Genomic DNA, 19,705 nt, shown 5'->3' on the forward strand with positions numbered 1-19,705 from the left:
GTTACTTCTTCTCCGCTTGAACGGTGCCCATGATTTGCCGGATTACACCGTGCTGGAAGTCCTGGGAAAGGCCGCCCGATGCGATTTCGGTGTAATCGGTGGTTGGCCAGCCGAACTCGCCCTGCTCGAAGCCGCGCTTACCCCACTCGTCCATGATGTCTCCGTAGAGGATGTAGTGCGCCCCACTGTTTGCGGACCAGTAGATGTTGCCGTGCTCGAATTCCTGGAAGAAGCCGCCCTTGACTGGCTTTTCGCCGCCCTTCGGGAAGCCTAGCTTGGAGGCAGGGCCACCCAGCTCCTTGTACTTGGCGCCGATTGCACCATGGACCACGGAGTTGGACTCGTCTGGGTTACGGGTCAGGACACCATTCTGGAATTCCTGAGCGTAGCCTTCGCCGACCTTGACCACTGCAGCGGTCGGGTACTTGAGGTCGCCGTTTTCGTAGCCGTTTTCGCCCCATGCCTTCACCATGTCGGCAGGAATTGCCCAGGCACCGGTCTCGGCGGTCCAGTAGATGGAGCCGTGCTGGAAGTGAACGAAGCGTCCCTTGCCGTCTGGGGTCTTCTCTTCGCCGGTGGTTGGGAAGCCCAGCCAAGAGGTCGGGCCGCCGATCTCGGAGTAGCGGGCGCCGATGCGGCCAAAGATGGCGTGAGCGCCGGTTTCTGGGTGCCAGTAGGCAGTGCCAGCCTGGAAGTCCTCAGCTTTGCCGCCTGCGACGTCGTATTCGTTGTTAAGGCATTCGCCGATAATTCCGGACTCGGTCACCTTTGCGATGTCGCCGATCGGGGTGCAGTCTGCACCGCGGTCTTCCTTCGGGATGCCGAGGGCGTCAGCGATGGTTGGCCAAGCCTCGTTCATCTCGAACTGCCAGTATTCCCAGCTGTGGACGCCGGATGGGCGGAAGCGTGTCACGACCGGCACCCCTGCACGCTTGGCGTAATCCACGAAGGTCTGGGTGGACATACGGGAAATGACCTCGAGACCGACGCCTGCAGCGTTAGCTGGGCCCTTGGCCACGGAGGAGAGGTTGCCGTAGTCGTCCTTGCCGGAGCCGGAGGAAACGTAGACCTTCATGTCCTTGAGGGCTTCGATACCCAGCTTCGGGTCGTGGTCGATCCAGTCCTGCGAGTAGTGCGGGCCCCACATGTTGGTGGAGCTAAATCCGCCTGCATCCATCTGTGCTGCAGCAATTGCTTCTGGCATGCCCCGGGTGGTGGTGTCCAGGTAGCCGGAGAAGGAACCGACGAACTGGAACAGGTGCGGGTTGCGCTCCGCCAGGTTGACGGCTGCCGTACCGCCCATGGAGATACCCGTGATGGCGCGCTTCTGGTTGGAGCGGTATGCCTTATCCAGGATTGGCACGAGTTCCTTGGTCAGGAAGGATTCCCACTTGTAGTTACGGCCATTGTCCGGCTGCTGCCAGTCGGAGTAGAAGGAGGACTCGCCGCCGACGGGCATGATGACGTTGACATTGCGGTCAGCGTACTGGCTCAGGATGTTGGTCTCGATGGTCCAGCCGGACTCATCGTCGCGCGCACGCAGGCCGTCGAGTGCCCAGACCTCCGGGAACTTCTTCTCCGGGTTGGAGTACCAGTCGCGGGCGAGCTGAATCTGAACAATCTGCTCCTTATCCGGCATAGCTGCGGATTTGATGTAGACCTTGAGGTGGCGATTGGAGAGGTACTCCACGCGGGAGACAGCAACGCCCTCCGGCAGACCCTCGATGGTCGGGTACTCGGTGTTGAGCGGAGTACGCTGCGGCGGGTTGCTCGGTGCGAAGGAGTCGGAAAGACCGGAGCTTCCCAAGTTCTGGGTCAAGGCTCCGAGAGAAGACTGAGCGGTTGCGTTCGGCAGGAGAGCGAGGCCAACTGCTACAGCGGTTGGCAGAGCTGCGATGGCCAGACCCTTGCGAGCCTTGGTCGGGGAACCTGGAGAGCGCAGGTTAGGGGCAGACGCATTTTTACGCATGGATGAGTCCTTGTAGGTATGTCGAGGGAGCGCCCTAGTAATACGGTTTCCGAAGGTTCCCCTCCTCCGGACGACGCTACTAGGCCACGAAGTGCTGTCTATTGTGCGCTCAAGTTTAAGTTGAACTTGAGACTTTTGGAAGAGGAACACGCCCAAAACCACAAAACCGGCCGTAGGAATTCCTACGGCCGGCTTGTTTAGAGCTTCGCTAGATACTCTCCTTGGCGTTTACCAAGCGTTCATTACGTTGAGAACCTGTGGCTTGGACTGCTCCAGCTGGTAGCCAAACTGTGCCCAGTTGTGCAGACCCTGCATCGGGTAGTTGGTGGTCACATGCACACCGGTTGCGCGAGCCTTACCCTCCCACATGCGGGTGGTTGCACGCGAGAACAACTCCAAGACCGCGCCAGAAAGCTGGTGCTGCGGGAGATAACCAGCATCACCGGCACCCGGAATGCCCGTTGCAGCAGAGATGTACACGTCAGTATTGCGCAGACGATCGGTCTGGTAGAAAGGATCGTTTTCGAAGCGACGCGGGTTAAACAGCGAACCGTACATTGCGTTGATGTTGAATCCGCCGGCATCGAGAAGCGCGAGGCGCATGAAGGTCTGCGCACCTGGCAAGGTGGTGGTCAGGTAGCCGGAGAAGGACAGTACCTGGCGGAACTGATCCGGGTGCTTACCAGCCAAGGTGATGGCAGCGGTGGCGCCCATGGACAGGCCAGCGATCGAGTTGTTATTGCGGGCAACGCCGAAGTTACGCTCCAAGTAACCCGGCAGCTCAGAGGTCAGGAAGGTTTCCCACTGGTAGTTGGTCGGCGCAACCAAGTCATAGGTAGCCGGGCCGTTCCAGTCAGCATAGAAAGAACCTGCGCCACCAACCGGCATAACCAGGGTGATGTTGTGAGGCTCGTAGGTGCGGGCAGCATTCACATCGTTAACCCAAGCATTGGTGCTGTCGGTAGCACGCAAGCCGTCAAGCAGGTACAGGCCAGCGTTGCCGCCGTTTTTCGCAGGCTGGATCTGGACTGGGATGTTGCGGCCCATTGCTTGCGACCAAACGTCACAACGCTGAACCCACCAACCCACGCGGTCCCATTCGCACGAACCGGTGGCATCGGCACGCAGCCAGTCACGGTTTGCTGCCGCGGCTTCTTGAGTGCCTGTAGCTACGACGAGGCCAAGCGCGACCGCAACGGTCATTACCACTGTGAGTACACGCGCTTTGAGACCCGAACTCAGTGCAGTCATGTCTCTCCTTTTGTACTTCTCAACTTCGAGATCAAGAAAAATTTTTAGTGCTATTCACACTTATCGTCGCCACATGTCTAAACGTTACCGTCACGGAAATATAACGAGGAATCTTTAGCAGCTTAACCCACGCAGCCCGATTTCTCCCACCTTGTACCCCCGCGCACTACGGTGGCCGATCCGTCTATAGGTGGCGACACGCCGAAGTTTGGGAAAACTCTCCGCTATTTCACAAGGTAATCGTCAGGATCCGCCGAAAAAGTCAGAGTCCGCCCATCCGTCAATGCAAACTTGATGTTTTCAAAGAAACGGTGCGCATCAAGCGGGTCTTTATAGGTTGCAAAGAGCGTTTGGAAATCTGACGTTTGCAACGCCTGACGAGCCTTAGCAGTTTCCTTCTTGTCGTACCACTGTGGCAGCGAATCGATATCCACGCCCGTCAAAGCAGCCTGCCAGTACGAAGGCAGGTCCTTGTCATGGCCAATCCGTCCGTTTTCTATGCGTGGCTGGCGGGCGGCGAGGGGCGTCGCCAAGCCAATGTTATCGAGCACGCGCACGTCCAACGGGGCATTCATCGAAGTCATGCCCATGTTAATGAAGTACAAAGTAGGCGGCTCGTCCCGGCCGGGTTCGCGAGCAACACCTTTCCACGCATACTTGTTCTCCTCGCGTGGAAGCGCATATAGAACAGCGAGAGCATCACCTTTTTCAAGATCATCGATGCCCTCTTGGTAGGCCCCCATTTGCCGCATAGGGAGGAAGTCCCTCTCAGAGCGAGGTGGATCGCCTGGTTCCCGCTTGACGGCATGGGTCCAGAAGTCGCGCTCATCGACAATATTGATTTGCCCTTGGTAGGTATTCCAATCCGTGGGGTGTCCGCGCAGGATAATCACCACGGACCAAACTGCGCAGAAGAGTGCCGCACTGATAGACGCTACGGAGCGCAACGGGAGGACAAACACTGGCAGCAACATCGCAAAAAGCGGTAGCAAGAGCATCCGACCATGCATGAAGTCCCCGCCGACGCGCAAGATGTAGACAAAGTGCAAAACCGCTGCGCCCACCAACAAGTAAGTAATGCTGGCTTGGGAGCGAAGCCGCGTTGGACGCAGGCTAGAGCGATAGGTCCACAGGGCCCAGCCGCCCAACACGAGGAGTGGAATATAGAGGGCATAAGGGAGGGCGAAGTCACCAAGGTAGCGGAAACCATGGCTCCATGCAGCTTCCGACGCCGACTTAGCCACCGCAGTGTGGGGAGTCAAAAGGCCGTAGTAGCCCATGCGGAAAATCTGATATGCGCCCGGCAAGGGCAGCGCGGAGGCCAAGATTCCTAGCCAGGCTTTCCACCCACGGTGGGTAGTGAGCAGCAAAAGTCCCACCAGGCCGCCATAAAGGGCAAGCTCAGGTCGAACAAGCCAAGAAATGCCCGCCCACAGCGCTAGCCAGTACGGCATAGAGTCACTAGCGCACTCTTTTGCATTGTCGACGCCGCGGGTCCACTTGACCAACATCCACCACAGCACCGCCAGATAGAAGATGGACAATCCCCATTCGAGACCGGACGTAAAGAAATCACGCGCGGGCGGTAGCGCTAGATAAACGAGGCTGCCCGCCGGAGCTAGAACGGCAGTGCGGTGGGCCCTGCTCGTAGCCCAAGCGCCGATGAACATCGCGGCGACAGAGAAGAACAAGCCCAAGTAGATGGCGATACCTGACAGATCCGCACCTGTTACCCATCGCACGAGAAGGATGAGGTATTGCCACAGCGTCGAGGTATTGGTTTCTACTCGCTCACCGGCGTTAAAGACTGGGCCATTCCCAGCTTCTAGGTTGCGGACCGTGCGCAGGACGATGAGGCCGTCATCGGAAATCCACCGGCGGGCGAAGCCACCCCAAAACGCAAAAACACCAATAACAAGAGCTGACGCAACGGCACTATACCGAAGCAGATTCCTGTTATCAGTGTTATTCATGGGGAAGAAGTTTAACATCCCCCTTTAGATTTGGCCCCATTCGCGGCGCTCACGGCGTTAAAGCATTGGGATAATATAAACCGCCATTGCGATACAAGCCAGCCACAAAAGGGCGAGTACTTGCAAGGCATGATCCTCGAGCGCGATCTCATCAGGTGCGCCGCCATTACCGCGGTCGACATCGGCAGCATAGCGCAGCACGGCAATCGTAAATGGAACCATCGAAACCTGGTACCAGACGCCAGCTGGGCCATCAGCGGCGTTGGAAAGCTGGAAGCCCCACAGCGAGTAGGACATGACCAAAGCGGTAGCCGCAAGGGTCCAGACAAAGCGTAGGTAGGTCGGCGTATAGCCCTCGAGGGACTTACGGATCTTGGCGCCGGTGCGCTCGGCCAAAAGAATCTCCGAGTAACGCTTACCGGAAGCCATGAACAGCGAACCGAATGCCGCCACCAACAGGAACCACTGGGAAAGCACGATGCCCGCTGCCACGCCACCGGCCATTGTGCGCAACATGAAGCCGGAGGAAACCAGCGCGATGTCGATGACCGGCATGTGCTTCCAGCCAAAGCAGTAGCCCAGCTGCAAAGCGATGTACACAGCCATCACGATTGCCAGCTGTGGGCCAGCGGTGGCCAAGAAGGACAAGCCGATGGAACCGACAATGAGCAGCGCTGCCATCGCATACGCCAGGCCCACCGGCAGCACGCCGGCCGCGATGGGACGGAAGCGCTTGGTCGGGTGAGCCCGGTCAGCCTCGACGTCGCGAGCGTCATTGATGAGGTAAATCGAGGACGCACCCATACAAAAGACGATGAAGGCAAGGAGGACGTCGAGAAGCACGCGCGAATGGAACAGTGCGTCCGCACCCGCTGCTGCTGGAGCGGCGAGGACGAGGACGTTTTTAACCCACTGCTTTGGGCGCAGCGCCTTGATCATTCCGTCGACGAGGTTCTTCGGCGGCTTACGCTTGCGGCCGGTGTCGATGCCTGAGGTATGCGGTTCAGAGTGGAATACCCGCTGCGAACCGTCTTCGTGGTGTGTCTCGCTCACGCGGTCTTCCTTTCATAGCGGGTTAATGCCTCTGCGGTGACTGCGCCAATGGCAGCTCCAACCGCGGTATCCGTTGGGTAATGCACTCCGAGCACCATACGCGAAGCCATCATCACAGGCACACCAAGGAGCGGCAACGGATTGCCGGTTAGGTGTGCGACGCCCACGAGGAACGCGGTTGTCGACGTCGAGTGCGAGGACGGAAACGACAGCTTGGACGGGGTGCCCACGCCGACGCGAACGTAGGGGTAGTCAGGGCGCTTGCGGCGCACGATGCGCTTGATTACAACGCTCGCCGCGTGGGCTGTAAATGCACCCGCGCCTACGTATGCCCACTGGCGACGCCGCGCCTTGTCATCATGGTTGACCGCGTACATCACTGCGGAAGCACCCATCCAGCCGAGGGCGTGCTCGCCAAGGTGGCTCAAGCCGCGGGCGGCAGGTACAACTCCAGGGACGTCGAAAGCTGCGTTCTGGATGCTTTCCAGAACGTGTGATTCAGCTACAGAAAGCTTACTGGGCATCGAATACCTTCCTCCAGGATTCGCGGGAAGTCAGCTCCGGCATCGCGGCGCGATACTGCGCCTTCAGATCATCGAAGTTCTCCTCGATCTCCTTGAGCAGGCCGCGGGTCTGCTTGACGAGGTCGGTGGCCAGATCGCGGTCGCGTTTGCGGAAGGCCACGCCGGTACCGCCGGCGGTGGAAACTGTTGCGGAGTCCACGCGGGACAGGGTGAACCAGCGCGCCTCGTCGAGGGTGAGGTTGAGCTGCGGCGCCTCGTGGTGCGCGCGGTCTTCCTTGGTGACAAGGTGCTTCGCGGATTTGAGCAGCCATGGCAGCTTCTTGACCTTGCCGAGGCGGCCGCCGATGTTGCGGGTCGGCACGCCCGGCGCGCCGGTCGGAGCCGGCAGTTGGTCGGCAGACTCGATGATGACGGCATCGGAGTAGTTCTTGCGGATTTCCGCGATGCGCGGCAGGGAGGATTCCAGGATGTCGAAGAGGTGATCCGGGCCGGCGAGGAAGTCCTTCATAGCTTCCAGCTGGATAGCCATGGTGGAGTACTCCATGCACATCGTGTGCTTGAGGGTGGACTTGAAGATGGACTTCGTAATGCCCTTGACGTCGCCGTCGTGGTACATCGCAGCGACGATGAGGCGGTTGCGCAGGTGGAAGTACGCCTGCCAGTCGATGGCGTCGTCCTTGTCCGCCCATGCCATGTGCCAGATTGCGGCCCCCGGCCAGGTGACAGTTGGGAAGCCGTTAGCGGCTGCGCGCAGGGAGTACTCGGTGTCATCCCACTTGATAAACAGTGGTAGCGGCTGGCCGTTGGTCTCAGCTACGACGCGCGGGAAGAGGCACATCCACCAGCCGTTGTATTCGACATCGACGCGGCGATGGAGAGCACGAGAGTCGTACTTGCGTGGGTCGAGGTGCGACTGGGCGTCGCCAATAGCGCGCAATGGGTACTTGGCGAAGTCGTGGTCGTAGACCGCGTGCGGGGCCCCGCCCCACATGAAGTCGTGTTTGTTGACCTGCTCGCCAGTGGTGCGCAGCTGGGAGCGCTCCTGCAGGTTCAGCATCTGGCCGCCAACGATGATCGGCTTGGCGGCGTATCGCGCGGCCTGCACTGCGCGCAGGATGGAGTCCGGTTCGATGGCGATGTCATCATCCATGTAGAGGATGAACGGGGAATCGGTGTTCTCCAACGCCTCGTACATGATGCGGGAGTAGCCGCCGGAGCCGCCCAGGTTGCCCTGACGGAACTCGCGGAAGCGCGGGCCGAAGTGCTCGACGGCCTGCTCGTAGCCTGGCTCGTCTGCTGGGTGCTGGTTGCCCTGGTCCGGCATGAGAACGTAGTCAATGATGCCGTCGACCACTGGGTCCTCGGCGAGAGCCTGCAGCGCTGCGACGGCGTCGGTTGGGCGGTTGAAGGTAGGAATGCCCACGGCAACGCGCTTTTCCGACGCCGGGATCTCCGTACCGTCCGGCATGATCTGCGGGCCTGGCTCGTGCGGTGCGCACCATGCCGCATTAGAAAGGACGGTTTCCTTCTCTGCGGTGATGTCGAACCACAGCCAGCCGCCGTCTTCGAAGTTCTTCAGCGGCAGTTCGAAATCGTGGTGACCGCTGCCGACCAGGTGATTGGCCACGGAGATGCGCTGACCATCCTGCTTGGAGCGATAAATGGAGACGTTGGCTTGGCCTTCGAGCTCGAGGGAGAGCACGATGGACTTCAGCTGGGACCAGCGGCGCCAGTAGGAGGCAGGGAAAGCGTTGAAGTAGGTCTCGAAAGAAGCCTCTTCACCCGCTGGAATCGTCACCGCGGTGCGGTTGGTCCAGCTCAGGCGCTCGCGGTTTTGCTCAGACTCGATGAGATAGAGCATCCGGACGTCAAAAGGCTCGCCGCGCTTGGGCAGCAAGATTCGCTGAACAGGTTCGAAAACGCGGGTTTCGCTGCCAGCGGCGCTGGCGGAGGAATTGTTGGCAGTCACGATTACTTCGATTCTCCAAACGGTTTTATGACAATATTCAGTCAAACAGCCTAGTGGTTTGTGGCCGATAACCTCGCTCCCACACGGATTCATGGCTGCAGTGACGCGCATTTAACACAATCTGGCCGTGAGCACGACGATTAATCCGCACCGAAAAGGCCATAAATGCGCTCGCATTCTCCATCTATTAAAAAGCAGAGCCTTCTATCTTTCGATGAAGGTCATCTGCTTTCGCCCTCGGATGAATCAACTCTGCGCGAAGAATCGGAGGCACTCGACCTATCGCTTCTAGTTGGGAGATTAGGCCTCGACAGGGGCCTTATCGCCTACTGGCTCGATGCCCAGCTTGCCCAACATGTAAAGCACGCGGGCGCCGAGGTCATCAATAAGTTCGCACTCTTCCTCTGGCGTATTGGCCGCAGCGATATCCCAAATCTTGACGTCCTTGCCTGCTTCGTCGCGTGGGATCTCGCGGCCTAGGTACACGATGAAGTCAGGCATGCTGACCATGCGGTTGTTGGGGTCAACCTCGGTGTGGAAATGAGCGGCGTCGGCAAGCAAGGCGTCGCCGGCCTGTTCCTTGGTCAATTCAACAACCTTCTCCGCAAGGGCGTGGTTGGTGCCGGCAGAGAAACGGACATGGATGCGGTGCCCGCCGAAGTATTCCTTTACCTCGCGTTCAACCAGAACAGGGATGAATTCTTCGACCGTTGCACCGGCAGTATGGCGCGCGATTGCCGCGTCTACCTCGGCGTCGATTTCCGCGGCAGCGTGAGTGTTGCCGTACAGGTCGTGGAGGTCCTGGCGCAGGGTCGCGAGGCGGTGATCATTGAGATGCGTCATGGTACTCACCCAATTACTTTCTGTTCTCTGTTTGTTAACCTAATGTTAACCTTACGGAGTTTCACTCCTGTATTCAACACCGACTCACGGCACGCGTAAACCGGCAAAGCGCCGGCGTACAGACACAAAAAGCCCGCCGAAGAAGATTCAAAGCTCCTCGTCGGCGGGGATTGAAGCAGGCAAGCTGTTTTAGTGGCCGCGCTCCTGCTCAAGCGCCTTGCCCTCGTTCCAGAACGGAGCCAGCTTGTTGTCGAACATGCTCAGCGCGGAGACGATAGCCATGCACATGTCGACTTTGAAGCCCGATCCCCGCGAAAACCAAACCACTCTTGGGCAACACTCTTTTATTATTAATTAATCGGCCTTAAGCCCCCTTCAGGATAATTAACAGACTAAAAGCTGGGTACTTTAATCGAGTTCATTTAACGTATTGGACAGAGCGATCAGCGATGACCGCTCGCCCTTGTTCCCCATCACTACCCTATGAAAGGAGGCCTCAAGTGACCGCAACACTGACACTCGCCGATGTCGCCCGGCTGACCGGCGTTACGCGCCCCGCGGTCAACGAGTGGATTCAGCGCTTTAACTCAGAATCCATCGCGCCCTTCCCCTCCCCTTGCGGAGAAAATGATGGCCACCCCTACTACGCCATCACCGAAATTCAAGGCTGGCTGCGAGCAACTAAGCTCGGCCGCCGCGACACAGCCGTTGAAGACGCCCTCTTTTATTCTTCGCTCTACCGAATGCTGCTCGGCAATCCGGCACGCGCGGCGTTGGGCCTTTTGAACTGCAACACGGCTTCCTCCCCTCAGGATTTTTCGCCCTCTGCTGCAGTAATCGACTCTCTTACCGCGGCGTACCAGCGCGCAGCAGACAACATTCCTTCTGATGCCTCTGAAGCTGACATCGCACAAGCAGCAGAGCAGGTAGCCGAGGCAGCTTTCGGGCCCGCGGCCGCGCTCGCCCGTCTTGCAGATGACCTCAGTGCTCAGCGCCAGGTAACACTCTCTTCCCGTTTTACTTCCCGCGCTATGCAAGCAGTATCGGAAGCCCTCACGCTAGAAAACCCAACTCCACCTATCATCCCTACTGATGAATACAGCCTAGGTTTCGTCACTGGACTCGCCCGGGAACTCGAAGAAACGCTGGCGCTCAACATCGGATATCGAAAGGACTGCGCACCAGACTCTCTCTACTGGGCGGAACTAGCGTGCCGAAACGTGGAATTCATCGACGCTAGCGAGGAGATCCCAGCGAATTCTCTCATCGTCCACGCTGCTCCTTCCCCTGCCAAGAATGCGCCCGAATACTTCGAGCACCTCCAGGACTTGCTCGACAACTTGGACGAACGCGGCGCAATGTTCTGTATTTCCACCGCAGACATGCTTATCGAGGACTCTTTAGCGGAGGTCGTCCGACGGCGTTTCCTCGCACCGACTGAAACCGGCGCAATTGCACCACTGCGTTACAGCGCACGGCTGCCCCGAGGCATTTTTCCGGACCGCGGACAGCAGCAGGGCGCACTATGGATTCTCAAGCGCCCTAATCGCGAGGCCATAGGCAACCCTGCCGATGCTGCTGCCGTTATCGCTGACGTGCCGGACCTTAAGACACCCGGTCTCGTCTCTGACTGGGCAACCATGCTCACCACACCGGATGAAGCACGCAAGCACACCTTTGTCCGCGGTCGTATTCTTCGCGCCGCTGATGCCTGGCGCAGCCGTACTCATTCTCTCGATGACTCGGTCTTTTCTTCTACGTCGACGTCTTCCGCCGCCGATCTCATGCACACCGCGCATCAGGCAGGGTTAGACATCAGTTCAGCAGGGTTGGAGGACGCGCAGCCAAAGATTGGTATGCGCGCTGAATCGGGGGCAACGCGCCTTGAGTACCTACCGTGGAAGGCCGCGACCAACGCTCGCACTGGGGTGCTGCAGAAACTCAGCGGCTCCCGCATTGCCAAACGTGATCTCGCCCCTGAAGCAGTAGCAAAACTGGAACTCATCGGTGAACCCGAAATTCTGGGGAGCATTCCACAGGGCGCACGTTGCATCGATCGTCTCCGGCTGGAAGACATTGCACCGCGCGGCACCCTCACAGAACCGGGAGACGTGGTCTTCATCAAGAGCCCAAGACCACGCGCACTCATCGATGAGGAAGGCGGCAAACTAGTCACTGCACCGGCTCAAGCACTACGATGCCGCACCTTCCGTGGACGCAGCCACACTCCCTTGGAACAGGTCTGCATTCCCTACCTCGTAGAGAAGGCTATCAACGAAGCTGTCTCCTCCGAGTTGGGATCGGTTTACTTCCCCGTATTGCCTCGCAAGAATGCGCAGCACCTCAGCACAGTCGAGCAACAGCTCCGCGCACGACGCCAGCAGCTCTTAGAACAGTTACATAGCCTCGATGAACTTGAGCACGGCCTCGTCATGTCGATAGGTACCGGTGCTGTCACCGTCGCTGAATCTCGTGCACAATCCCCGCCAGGCTAATAACAGAGTTCAACATTCAAATACACAAACACCGTTATATGTAAGGAGAAAAAATGACTAACTCAGTCAAGGATGAGCAGAACGTAGAGGCTGCCTCCGCCACCACCCTCAAAGAGCTCAAGGACACTTTATGGAAGGCAGCAGACAAGCTGCGCGGTTCCATGGACGCCTCCCAGTACAAGGACATCGTCTTGGGACTGGTGTTCCTCAAGTACGTCACTGATGCCTTCGATGCTCGGCGCGCGGAGCTGCGTGCCGAGGGCGAGGAGCGCGGCGATAGCGAAGAGTACATCCAGGAAGACCTGGAGGATATCGACGCTTACCGTGAGAAGAACGTTTTCTGGGTCGACCCCATCGCTCGTTGGACCTTCCTGCGTGACAACTCGAAGGGCAAGTCGGCCGACGCCGGCCAGGAGTACCAGTCCATTGGCAAGCTCATCGATAACGCGATGAAACAGCTCATGCTGGACAATGAGTCACTGTTAGGTACCCTGCCCACGAACTTCGCCTCGGAAAGCGTTGACCAGCGTCGTTTGGGCGAACTCATCGACTTGTTCAGCACCACCCGCTTCACCGCGGAGGGTCCCGAGCGTGCTCGCGATTTGCTAGGTGAGGTCTATGAATACTTCCTGGAGAAGTTTGCCCGTGCTGAGGGTAAGCGTGGCGGCGAGTTCTACACCCCGCGCCCCGTCGTCCGCACTCTCGTAGAAATCCTGGAGCCGACCCAGGGTCGCGTCTACGACCCGTGCTGTGGTTCAGGCGGCATGTTCGTGCAGGCTGAGAAGTTCCTCGAGACCACGGAGAAGGACCGCACTGCTCTGGCCATCTACGGTCAGGAGCTCAATGAGCGCACCTGGCGCATGGCCAAGATGAACCTGGCCATCCACGCCATTAGCTCTGCTGGCTTGGGTGAGCGTTGGGCCGACACCTTCGCTCGCGACATTCATCCGGATAAAAAGATGGACTACGTCATGGCCAACCCACCGTTCAACATCAAGGATTGGTCGCGAAACGAGGAAGACACTCGCTGGAAGTACGGCGTCCCGCCCAAGCGCAATGCAAACTTCGCGTGGATGCAGCACATCATTTCTAAGCTCACTTCTCAGGGTGAGGCCGGTGTTGTCATGGCCAACGGCACGATGACGTCGAACTCCTCCGGTGAAGGCGATATTCGCAAGGCCATGGTGGAAGACGACATCGTCTCCTGCGTCATCGCACTTCCTGCGCAGCTCTTCCGCGGCACGCAGATTCCGGTCTGCGTCTGGTTCTTCGCCAAGGACAAGAAGGCCGGTTCCAAGGGCACCATTGACCGCACCAACCAGGTGCTTTTCATCGATGCCCGCGAGCTCGGCCACATGATTGACCGCACGGAGCGCACCTTCAGCGACGAGGACATCCAGAAGATCGCCGACACCTTCCGCCTGTGGCGCGGCCGCACCTCCGCACCGAAGGACGAGGCCTACGAGGACATCGCCGGCTTCTGCAAGTCCGCCTCCCTCGACGACATCCGCGATGCCGACTTCGCCATGACCCCCGGCCGCTACGTCGGCTTCGCCGAGGTCGAAGAAGACGACGAGCCCATCGACGAGAAAATCACCCGACTCACCAACGAGCTCACTGCAGCGCTTGACGACGCCGCCCGCCTCGACAAGGTTGTGCGCGAACAGCTGGGGAGGTTGAAGTAATGAAAAAAATCGTTTCGCTAAAAGAAGTATGCGAGTCTGACTACGGAGTCACCGCCAGTGCGACCGAACAGCCTACAGGCACCCATTTCCTTCGTATCACTGACATAGTTAACTTCACTGACTATTCCGGTGTACCTTTCGTCGACATCGATGACGAAGATCGGAGAAAAAAGCTACTTAAACAAAATGACATCGTTGTAGCCAGAACAGGTGCAACCGTGGGGGCTAGCCATCTCTTTAGAGGTACCGAGCCAACAGTCTTCGCTTCTTATCTAGTGCGATTCAGACCAAAGACCTCAGACGTCGACCCAGTCTTTGTTTCATATGTATTGAATTCCCCAGCATGGAAGCAGTTTATTTTTGCCAACGCTCACTCCAAGTCGGCACAACCGAATCTCAGTGCTGCGGCAATGATGGACTTCCAGTTCTCTTTGCCCGAAATACGCGAACAACAAAAGATCGCGTCCGTCTTGAAAGCACTCGACGACAAAATCGCCGCAAATTCACGCATTATCAAAATTGCCACTCATCTAAACATCAACCTTGTTGAGAAGGCCGTGACAAAAGAACTTGAACATCTGCAGAATCTCGCAGACATCACAATGGGTTCTTCCCCCAAAGGAGAGTTCCTGAATGAAGAAGGTATTGGTGAGCCTTTCTTCCAAGGCGTGCGTGACTTTGGCGAGCTCTTTCCATCTGAACGCGTCTTTGCGGAGAAGGCCGTGCGCACTGCCCAAGAAGGCGACATCCTGTTTGCAGTCCGTGCACCAATTGGTGAAGTAAATATCGCTGAACGCCCCTGCGTCATTGGCCGCGGCATCGCAGCAATTCGCGGGAAACAATCGCATCTAGGCTTGTTCTATCTGCTGAAGGGCCATCCTGAGCTCTGGGAAACGTACCAATCCAGTGGAACTGTCTTTGCTGGTATTAACAAGTCTGACCTTCACAACGCAGTAATTCCTGTGCTGCGTGACTCCGAAAAACTCGAACAGCAGCTCACTCCCATCCACGAACGCGCAATGCACGCTCTACGCGAAAACCAAGTCCTCGCCCGCACCCGCGACGAGCTCCTTCCTCTCCTCATGAGCGGCCGCATCACGGTCGGTGAGGCTGCGGACGTTGCGGGCATGGCGGCGTCGGAAAGCTAAGCAAACCTACCCCTACAACTCCTAAGGAGAAGCTCATGTTGAGCGAAGAATCCCTCGAACTCATTGTTCAGGACCACCTGGCGGAACTGGAATGGCAGGCCGGCCACGGCCCGGACTTTGCGCCGGGCTCCGGCGAGCGCGACACGTGGAATGACATCGTGCTGCGCGGGCGTCTGCGCAATGCCGTGCGCAACCTCAACCCGGGCGTACCGGAGGAGTACCTCGACCAGGCGATTGGTGAGGTCATCACGCCGAAGTCGCAATCCGCGATTGCGGAGAACCGGCGCATTCACCAGATTCTGGTGGAAGGCTACCGCGGTATCGAGTACATCGACCACGAGGGCAGTATCCAGAACCCAACCATCATCTTCCTGTCCTCGCAGCCACACATGAACGACTATTTGTCGCTCAACCAGGTCACCGTTGCGAACCTGGACGGCGAGCGTCGCTTCGATGTGGTCTGCTACGTCAACGGCATGCCGCTGGCATTCATCGAGCTGAAGAAGACGGGTGCGAATACCTCAATCGAAGGCGCCCACAACCAGCTGCAAACGTACGTCAAGGAATTCGGCATGGCCTTCCGCTTCGCCAATATTGTGATTCCTTCGGATGACCTCAGCGCCAAGTACGGAACGCCGTTTACTCCGTGGAACCACTTTGCGCCGTGGAACGTGGATGAAGACGGCAGCCCGGTAGACCCCAACAATATGGTTGTGGCCGGCGAGCCGGTCACGCAGCTGGACCTGTTGCTTGATGGTCTGTTTAATGTGGAGCGTTTTGGACAGCTCTACAGCGACTTCACGGCGTTCGATGACACCGCCGAGGGGCTAGTAATGCGCATCGCCAAGCCGCACCAGTACTTCGCGGTGACCAAGGCAGTGGGTTCCACGATCACGGCGGCGCGCGGCGACAAGCGCGCTGGCGTCATCTGGCACACGACGGGAGCGGGTAAGTCCATGGAGATGGAGCTCTACACCGCCAAGATTATGCGCCGGTCCGAGATGCTCAGCCCGACCGTCATTGTGCTCAATGACCGTACCGAGCTAGATGAGCAGCTCTTCGAGACCTTCAACCGGTCCACCATCCTTCCGGAGGCACCGCGCAATATCGAGTCGCGTGCTGAGTTGCGTGAGCTGCTGTCGCAGAAAACCTCCGGTGGCATCTACTTCTCTACCCTCCAGAAGTTTGGCTTGAACGGCCAGGGTGAGTTGCGTGAGACCGAGCACCCGTTGCTCTCTGACCGGAGCAACATCGTGGTCATCGTCGACGAGGCACACCGTTCCCACTATGGCTTTGGCGATACCGCCGCTGATGGTTACGCACAGCACCTGCGTAATGCGCTGCCGAATGCCACCATGTTGGCGTTTACCGGTACGCCGCTTAAGGAGTGGGACCGCGATACGCGCAAGGTCTTCGGTGACGACGTGGATGTCTACGACATGAACCGCGCCGTCGAAGATGGTGCCGTGGTGCCCGTCTACTTCGAGCCGCGCCTCATCCCGCTCAAGCGCATTGCTGGAATCACGTATGACGATATTGATGACTCTGCCGAGGAAGTACTCACGGGTCTCGACGAGGTGGAGCGCGACCGGATTCAGCGCTCCGTCGCCGCGTTGGAAATCATTTACGGTTCCGACGACCGCTTGGATGCGCTCGCTGAGGACTTTGTTCGCCACTGGGAAGACCGCCGCGAGAACATGCGGGAATTCATCGGCGCACCGGGCAAGGCGATGATTGTCACCGCCACGCGTTCCATTGCAGCACGCCTCTACTCCAAGATCGTGGCGCTGCGCCCTGAGTGGCATTCGGATGCCGATGACAAGGGCAAGATCAAGGTGATCTACTCTGCAGCGCCTTCGGATCCTGAAGAGCTCAAGGTCCACATGCGCCGTCCGAGCGCGCTCAAGGCCGTGAAGAACCGCATCAAGGACGTCGACGACGAGCTGGAAATCGCCATCGTTCAGTCCATGATGCTCACCGGCTTCGACGCACCGCCGCTGCACACGCTCTACATTGACCGCTCCCTCAAGAGCGCGCTGCTGATGCAGACGCTTGCCCGCGTCAACCGCACGTTCCGAGACAAGCAGGATGGCCTCCTTGTGGCCTACGCACCCTTGGTGGAGAACCTGGAAAAAGCTCTTGCGGAGTTCACCCTTAACCCCTCCGACGACGGAACCAAGGTCACAGGCCAGGACGTTGAGGAAGCACTAACTCTGGCGAAGGGATTCCTGGCTCGTCTCGACGACATTGTGGGAATCAAGTGGAAGAACACCGCTTTCATCGATGACACCAACCTTCGCCGCGCTTTGCTCGATGTCACTGGTTTCCTTCGCAATCCAAGAACCGAAGGCAACTACGACCCCGAGAAGCCAAATGCGCGTCCCGTCGCGGACGAGTTCAAGCGTCAGGCAGGAAGGCTCGCACGTGCATGGGCGCTTGCGTCCAACAGCCCGGCCGCCGATGAATTCCGTCCGAGCGTGCAGTTCTATTCCGAGGTCAAGAACTGGCTCATCAAGCTCGATGCGGGCGACCGCGTGGCCAATGGCGAGCCGATTAGCGACTCCATCCGCAACGCCCTAGGCAAGCTGGTCGTTGATTCGGCTGAGGCCACCGGTGTCATCGACATCTACCGCCAGGCCGGGATTGAGATTCCGAACTTGCAGGATCTCACCGTCGACCTGTTCAAGGACAAACAATCCCCCTCTGAGGTCTCGTTGCTGATCGATGCGTTGCGCCGCCAGCTCCAGCAGGAAGCCCGCACCGCCACAGGAAACAACGAGCTGCGCTCCAAGCAGTTCTCCGAGCGGATCACCGAGCTGATGAATCGGTACACCAATCAGCAGCTCACGGCCGCTGAAATCATCGCCGAACTCATCCGCCTGTCCAAGGAGATTGTCAAGGAAAGCAAACGCGGTGAACAATTCACCCCGCCACTAGGCAATGACGAGCTCACCTTCTTCGACGCGGTGTCGACAAACGAATCCGCAACCGAGCTCATGGACGACGAAGTTCTTGCTGAAATCGCACGCCAGCTCGTTTCCATGCTGCGTCGCGATGTGAAGACCGACTGGACAGTACGCGATGACGTACGTGCGAAACTACGACGCTCGGTCCGCAGGTTGCTACGCGACTACAAGTATCCACCGGACAAGGCGCCAGAGGCCATCAAGCTCGTGCTTGAACAGATGGAGAAATTCGCGCCACGGTATTCAGCGGCGGCGCGCGAACAAGGTGACGTTGAACACCGTGGTTAGCCCTGCAGCCGATAGCGCTGCTTCGGGCTCTTCAGCGGCTCAGTGCGAACGATGACGCCTTCCTCAACAAGTTCGTTGATGGTCCTGCGCACGCCGTTGAGGGACAGCCCTGCAGCCGCTGCCAATTCGCGGCTGGACGCTGTCCTGTGTTCGCGCAGATAGTCGAGCACGCGCCCGCGGGTTCCGCCACCCAACGCCGCGGTGTGCTCCGGGGTAGTCGGATTTCGCCGCGCAAAGGTGAGTTCAAATTCGGTTAATGAATCCCGTGGCACCGGTGGCGGCAGCAGCTGCCGCTCCAGTTGGTCGAGAATCTCGATATATCCGGTACCACGGTTTTCCGCAACGTACCCATCTCCGTCACCGGCAGGAGTCACCTCCAGCAACGCAGACAAATGCTGATTGCGCGCGCTAGACATACCCGCAGTGCCCAATCGATCAACGGTGACTGTTCCATAAAGACCACCGGGGTTGAGGATCTCCAGCCGGTCGACATACAGGTTCACTTGTACCTGCGTGCCCCGCGCCTGCGGCGAATAGTCACGGTGCATAAGCGCATTAGCGACTGCCTCACGCACAGCCTCCGGAGGGTAGTCCGGCAAGTCCTTACGGAAGACTCCCCCGATTACGCCTCCGACGCGCATATTGCGTCGGACTGCCCGCACGGCATCCGCGACCAGCACCGGAATGGGCCCCACCAGACTCTCGTTGTCGAGGAAGCGCTGCTTGCCTATTCCGGCCGATTTATCGGTGCCGGGATATGCTGCAAAGGTCACGTTGAGCCGCGGGAAAAACTGTTGCGGGTAAGTGCCCGCTGCCATAAGTCCGCCCAGAGTTGGCACTAGTTTTCCGTTGTCATTCCGGGTAATCAGGTGGAGCGCTAACATCGCCTCTTCATCGCTCAACCGTCCAAAAATGCGTTCATGGATGGAGCGCTCGCGGGCCAAGATCTCGGCCACAATGTCAGGATCCAGATCGTCGATGTCAGCATCAGGAACCGGCTCCAGATCCCATTCCGGCTGGGTTTTGTTTTCCTCCAGCCGGTCAATCTCGTATGGCTTTAGTACGCGGTCCCCATCATGGACCCGGATATAGCTGCCGTGATACTTCGACTGAGAAACGACCCAGCAAGGCTTCTCAAAAGGAGCACATTCGGGAATGGTGCCAACGACAATGCTCGCGCCCTCCCACTCAACAATGTCGATCTGGGCGCGAACCGACGGGGTCACGAGGTCTGCACATGCGCCAGCCAGGGCATCCGCCATGGCGGTAGCATCAAAGCCTGGTACCGGAACGAACCCGTTGTCTTCATCCAGCCCCAAGATGATGATTCCACCGGTTCCGTTAGCAAAGGCAGAGATAGAGCGAACAAGCTTCTTGGGAAAACCTCCCGCAGCTGCCTTGACCTCTACGGCACGCGTATCGGTGCCCTGAGATCGCAGGCTTCCAATGATCTCGGCGATCTCCGCTTGGTCATCGTCCCAGACCACAATCACTCACCCCTATCAGTGCTCAACGCTCCTGAACACCCTCAAACACTACAC

12 protein-coding genes are annotated in these 19,705 nt (G+C 58.5%); 4 read left to right on the forward strand and 8 right to left on the reverse strand.

Features of this window, described 5'->3' with window-relative positions:
* Position 1 precedes the first annotated feature (1 nt).
* The 7 genes from HMPREF3153_RS06235 to HMPREF3153_RS06265 all read right to left on the reverse strand — a co-directional run bounded on the left by HMPREF3153_RS06235 (position 2) and on the right by HMPREF3153_RS06265 (position 9,582).
* The gene (locus tag HMPREF3153_RS06235; RefSeq protein ID WP_070420344.1) at positions 2 to 1,969 is read right to left on the reverse strand and encodes an alpha/beta hydrolase-fold protein; all 1,968 of its coding nucleotides are present in this window, start codon (positions 1,967 to 1,969) and stop codon (positions 2 to 4) included.
* A 228-nt stretch (positions 1,970 to 2,197) separates the two neighbouring features.
* Positions 2,198 to 3,220, reverse strand: coding sequence for an alpha/beta hydrolase (locus HMPREF3153_RS06240; protein ID WP_070420345.1), 1,023 nt, complete (start codon positions 3,218 to 3,220; stop codon positions 2,198 to 2,200).
* A 224-nt stretch (positions 3,221 to 3,444) separates the two neighbouring features.
* Positions 3,445 to 5,193 (reverse strand): arabinofuranosyltransferase AftB family protein, encoded by a 1,749-nt coding sequence (gene zomB / locus HMPREF3153_RS06245; RefSeq protein WP_070420379.1) that lies wholly within the window; start codon positions 5,191 to 5,193, stop codon positions 3,445 to 3,447.
* Between the two features lie 57 nt (positions 5,194 to 5,250).
* Entirely contained in the window at positions 5,251 to 6,246 is a 996-nt protein-coding gene (locus HMPREF3153_RS06250; protein ID WP_070420346.1) for a decaprenyl-phosphate phosphoribosyltransferase, read from the reverse strand.
* Positions 6,243 to 6,770, reverse strand: coding sequence for a phosphatase PAP2 family protein (locus HMPREF3153_RS06255; RefSeq protein WP_049062253.1), 528 nt, complete (start codon positions 6,768 to 6,770; stop codon positions 6,243 to 6,245). Before HMPREF3153_RS06255 ends, HMPREF3153_RS06250 begins: the two co-directional genes overlap by 4 nt.
* Positions 6,760 to 8,739 (reverse strand): glycosyltransferase, encoded by a 1,980-nt coding sequence (locus HMPREF3153_RS06260; RefSeq protein WP_070420347.1) that lies wholly within the window; start codon positions 8,737 to 8,739, stop codon positions 6,760 to 6,762. Before HMPREF3153_RS06260 ends, HMPREF3153_RS06255 begins: the two co-directional genes overlap by 11 nt.
* 300 nt (positions 8,740 to 9,039) lie before the next feature.
* Positions 9,040 to 9,582, reverse strand: a complete 543-nt coding sequence (locus HMPREF3153_RS06265; protein ID WP_070420348.1) for a three-helix bundle dimerization domain-containing protein — start codon at positions 9,580 to 9,582, stop codon at positions 9,040 to 9,042.
* Between the two features lie 500 nt (positions 9,583 to 10,082).
* Here HMPREF3153_RS06265 and HMPREF3153_RS06270 point away from each other — a divergent pair, with 500 nt between their 5' ends.
* Genes HMPREF3153_RS06270 through HMPREF3153_RS06285 form a run of 4 tightly spaced genes read left to right on the forward strand, consistent with a single transcriptional unit; the run spans position 10,083 to position 18,164 of the window.
* Positions 10,083 to 12,077, forward strand: coding sequence for a hypothetical protein (locus tag HMPREF3153_RS06270; protein ID WP_070420349.1), 1,995 nt, complete (start codon positions 10,083 to 10,085; stop codon positions 12,075 to 12,077).
* A gap of 53 nt (positions 12,078 to 12,130) precedes the next feature.
* On the forward strand, positions 12,131 to 13,762 hold the full coding sequence (locus HMPREF3153_RS06275; protein ID WP_070420350.1) for a class I SAM-dependent DNA methyltransferase: 1,632 nt from the start codon (positions 12,131 to 12,133) through the stop codon (positions 13,760 to 13,762).
* On the forward strand, positions 13,762 to 14,910 hold the full coding sequence (locus tag HMPREF3153_RS06280; RefSeq protein WP_005529471.1) for a restriction endonuclease subunit S: 1,149 nt from the start codon (positions 13,762 to 13,764) through the stop codon (positions 14,908 to 14,910). Before HMPREF3153_RS06275 ends, HMPREF3153_RS06280 begins: the two co-directional genes overlap by 1 nt.
* Before the next feature lie 35 nt (positions 14,911 to 14,945).
* Entirely contained in the window at positions 14,946 to 18,164 is a 3,219-nt protein-coding gene (locus HMPREF3153_RS06285) for a type I restriction endonuclease subunit R (RefSeq protein WP_070420351.1), read from the forward strand.
* Here the strand turns inward: HMPREF3153_RS06285 and HMPREF3153_RS06290 are convergent.
* Positions 18,161 to 19,651, reverse strand: a complete 1,491-nt coding sequence (locus HMPREF3153_RS06290; RefSeq protein WP_049160104.1) for an ATP-binding protein — start codon at positions 19,649 to 19,651, stop codon at positions 18,161 to 18,163. The genes HMPREF3153_RS06285 and HMPREF3153_RS06290 overlap by 4 nt on opposite strands.
* Between the last annotated feature and the right edge of the window lie 54 nt (positions 19,652 to 19,705).

The organism is Corynebacterium sp. HMSC06C06 (assembly GCF_001807295.1).
In the GTDB taxonomy this organism is placed as follows: Bacteria; Actinomycetota; Actinomycetes; order Mycobacteriales; family Mycobacteriaceae; genus Corynebacterium; species Corynebacterium striatum.

Coding starts and splice junctions, on each gene's coding strand:
- zomB (WP_070420379.1), bottom strand. CDS start 5,193: ATGAATAACACTGATAACAGGAATCTGCTTCGGTATAGTGCCGTTGCG.
- HMPREF3153_RS06275 (WP_070420350.1), top strand. CDS start 12,131: ATGACTAACTCAGTCAAGGATGAGCAGAACGTAGAGGCTGCCTCCGCC.
- HMPREF3153_RS06240 (WP_070420345.1), bottom strand. CDS start 3,220: ATGACTGCACTGAGTTCGGGTCTCAAAGCGCGTGTACTCACAGTGGTA.
- HMPREF3153_RS06235 (WP_070420344.1), bottom strand. CDS start 1,969: ATGCGTAAAAATGCGTCTGCCCCTAACCTGCGCTCTCCAGGTTCCCCG.
- HMPREF3153_RS06255 (WP_049062253.1), bottom strand. CDS start 6,770: ATGCCCAGTAAGCTTTCTGTAGCTGAATCACACGTTCTGGAAAGCATC.
- HMPREF3153_RS06280 (WP_005529471.1), top strand. CDS start 13,762: ATGAAAAAAATCGTTTCGCTAAAAGAAGTATGCGAGTCTGACTACGGA.
- HMPREF3153_RS06285 (WP_070420351.1), top strand. CDS start 14,946: ATGTTGAGCGAAGAATCCCTCGAACTCATTGTTCAGGACCACCTGGCG.
- HMPREF3153_RS06265 (WP_070420348.1), bottom strand. CDS start 9,582: ATGACGCATCTCAATGATCACCGCCTCGCGACCCTGCGCCAGGACCTC.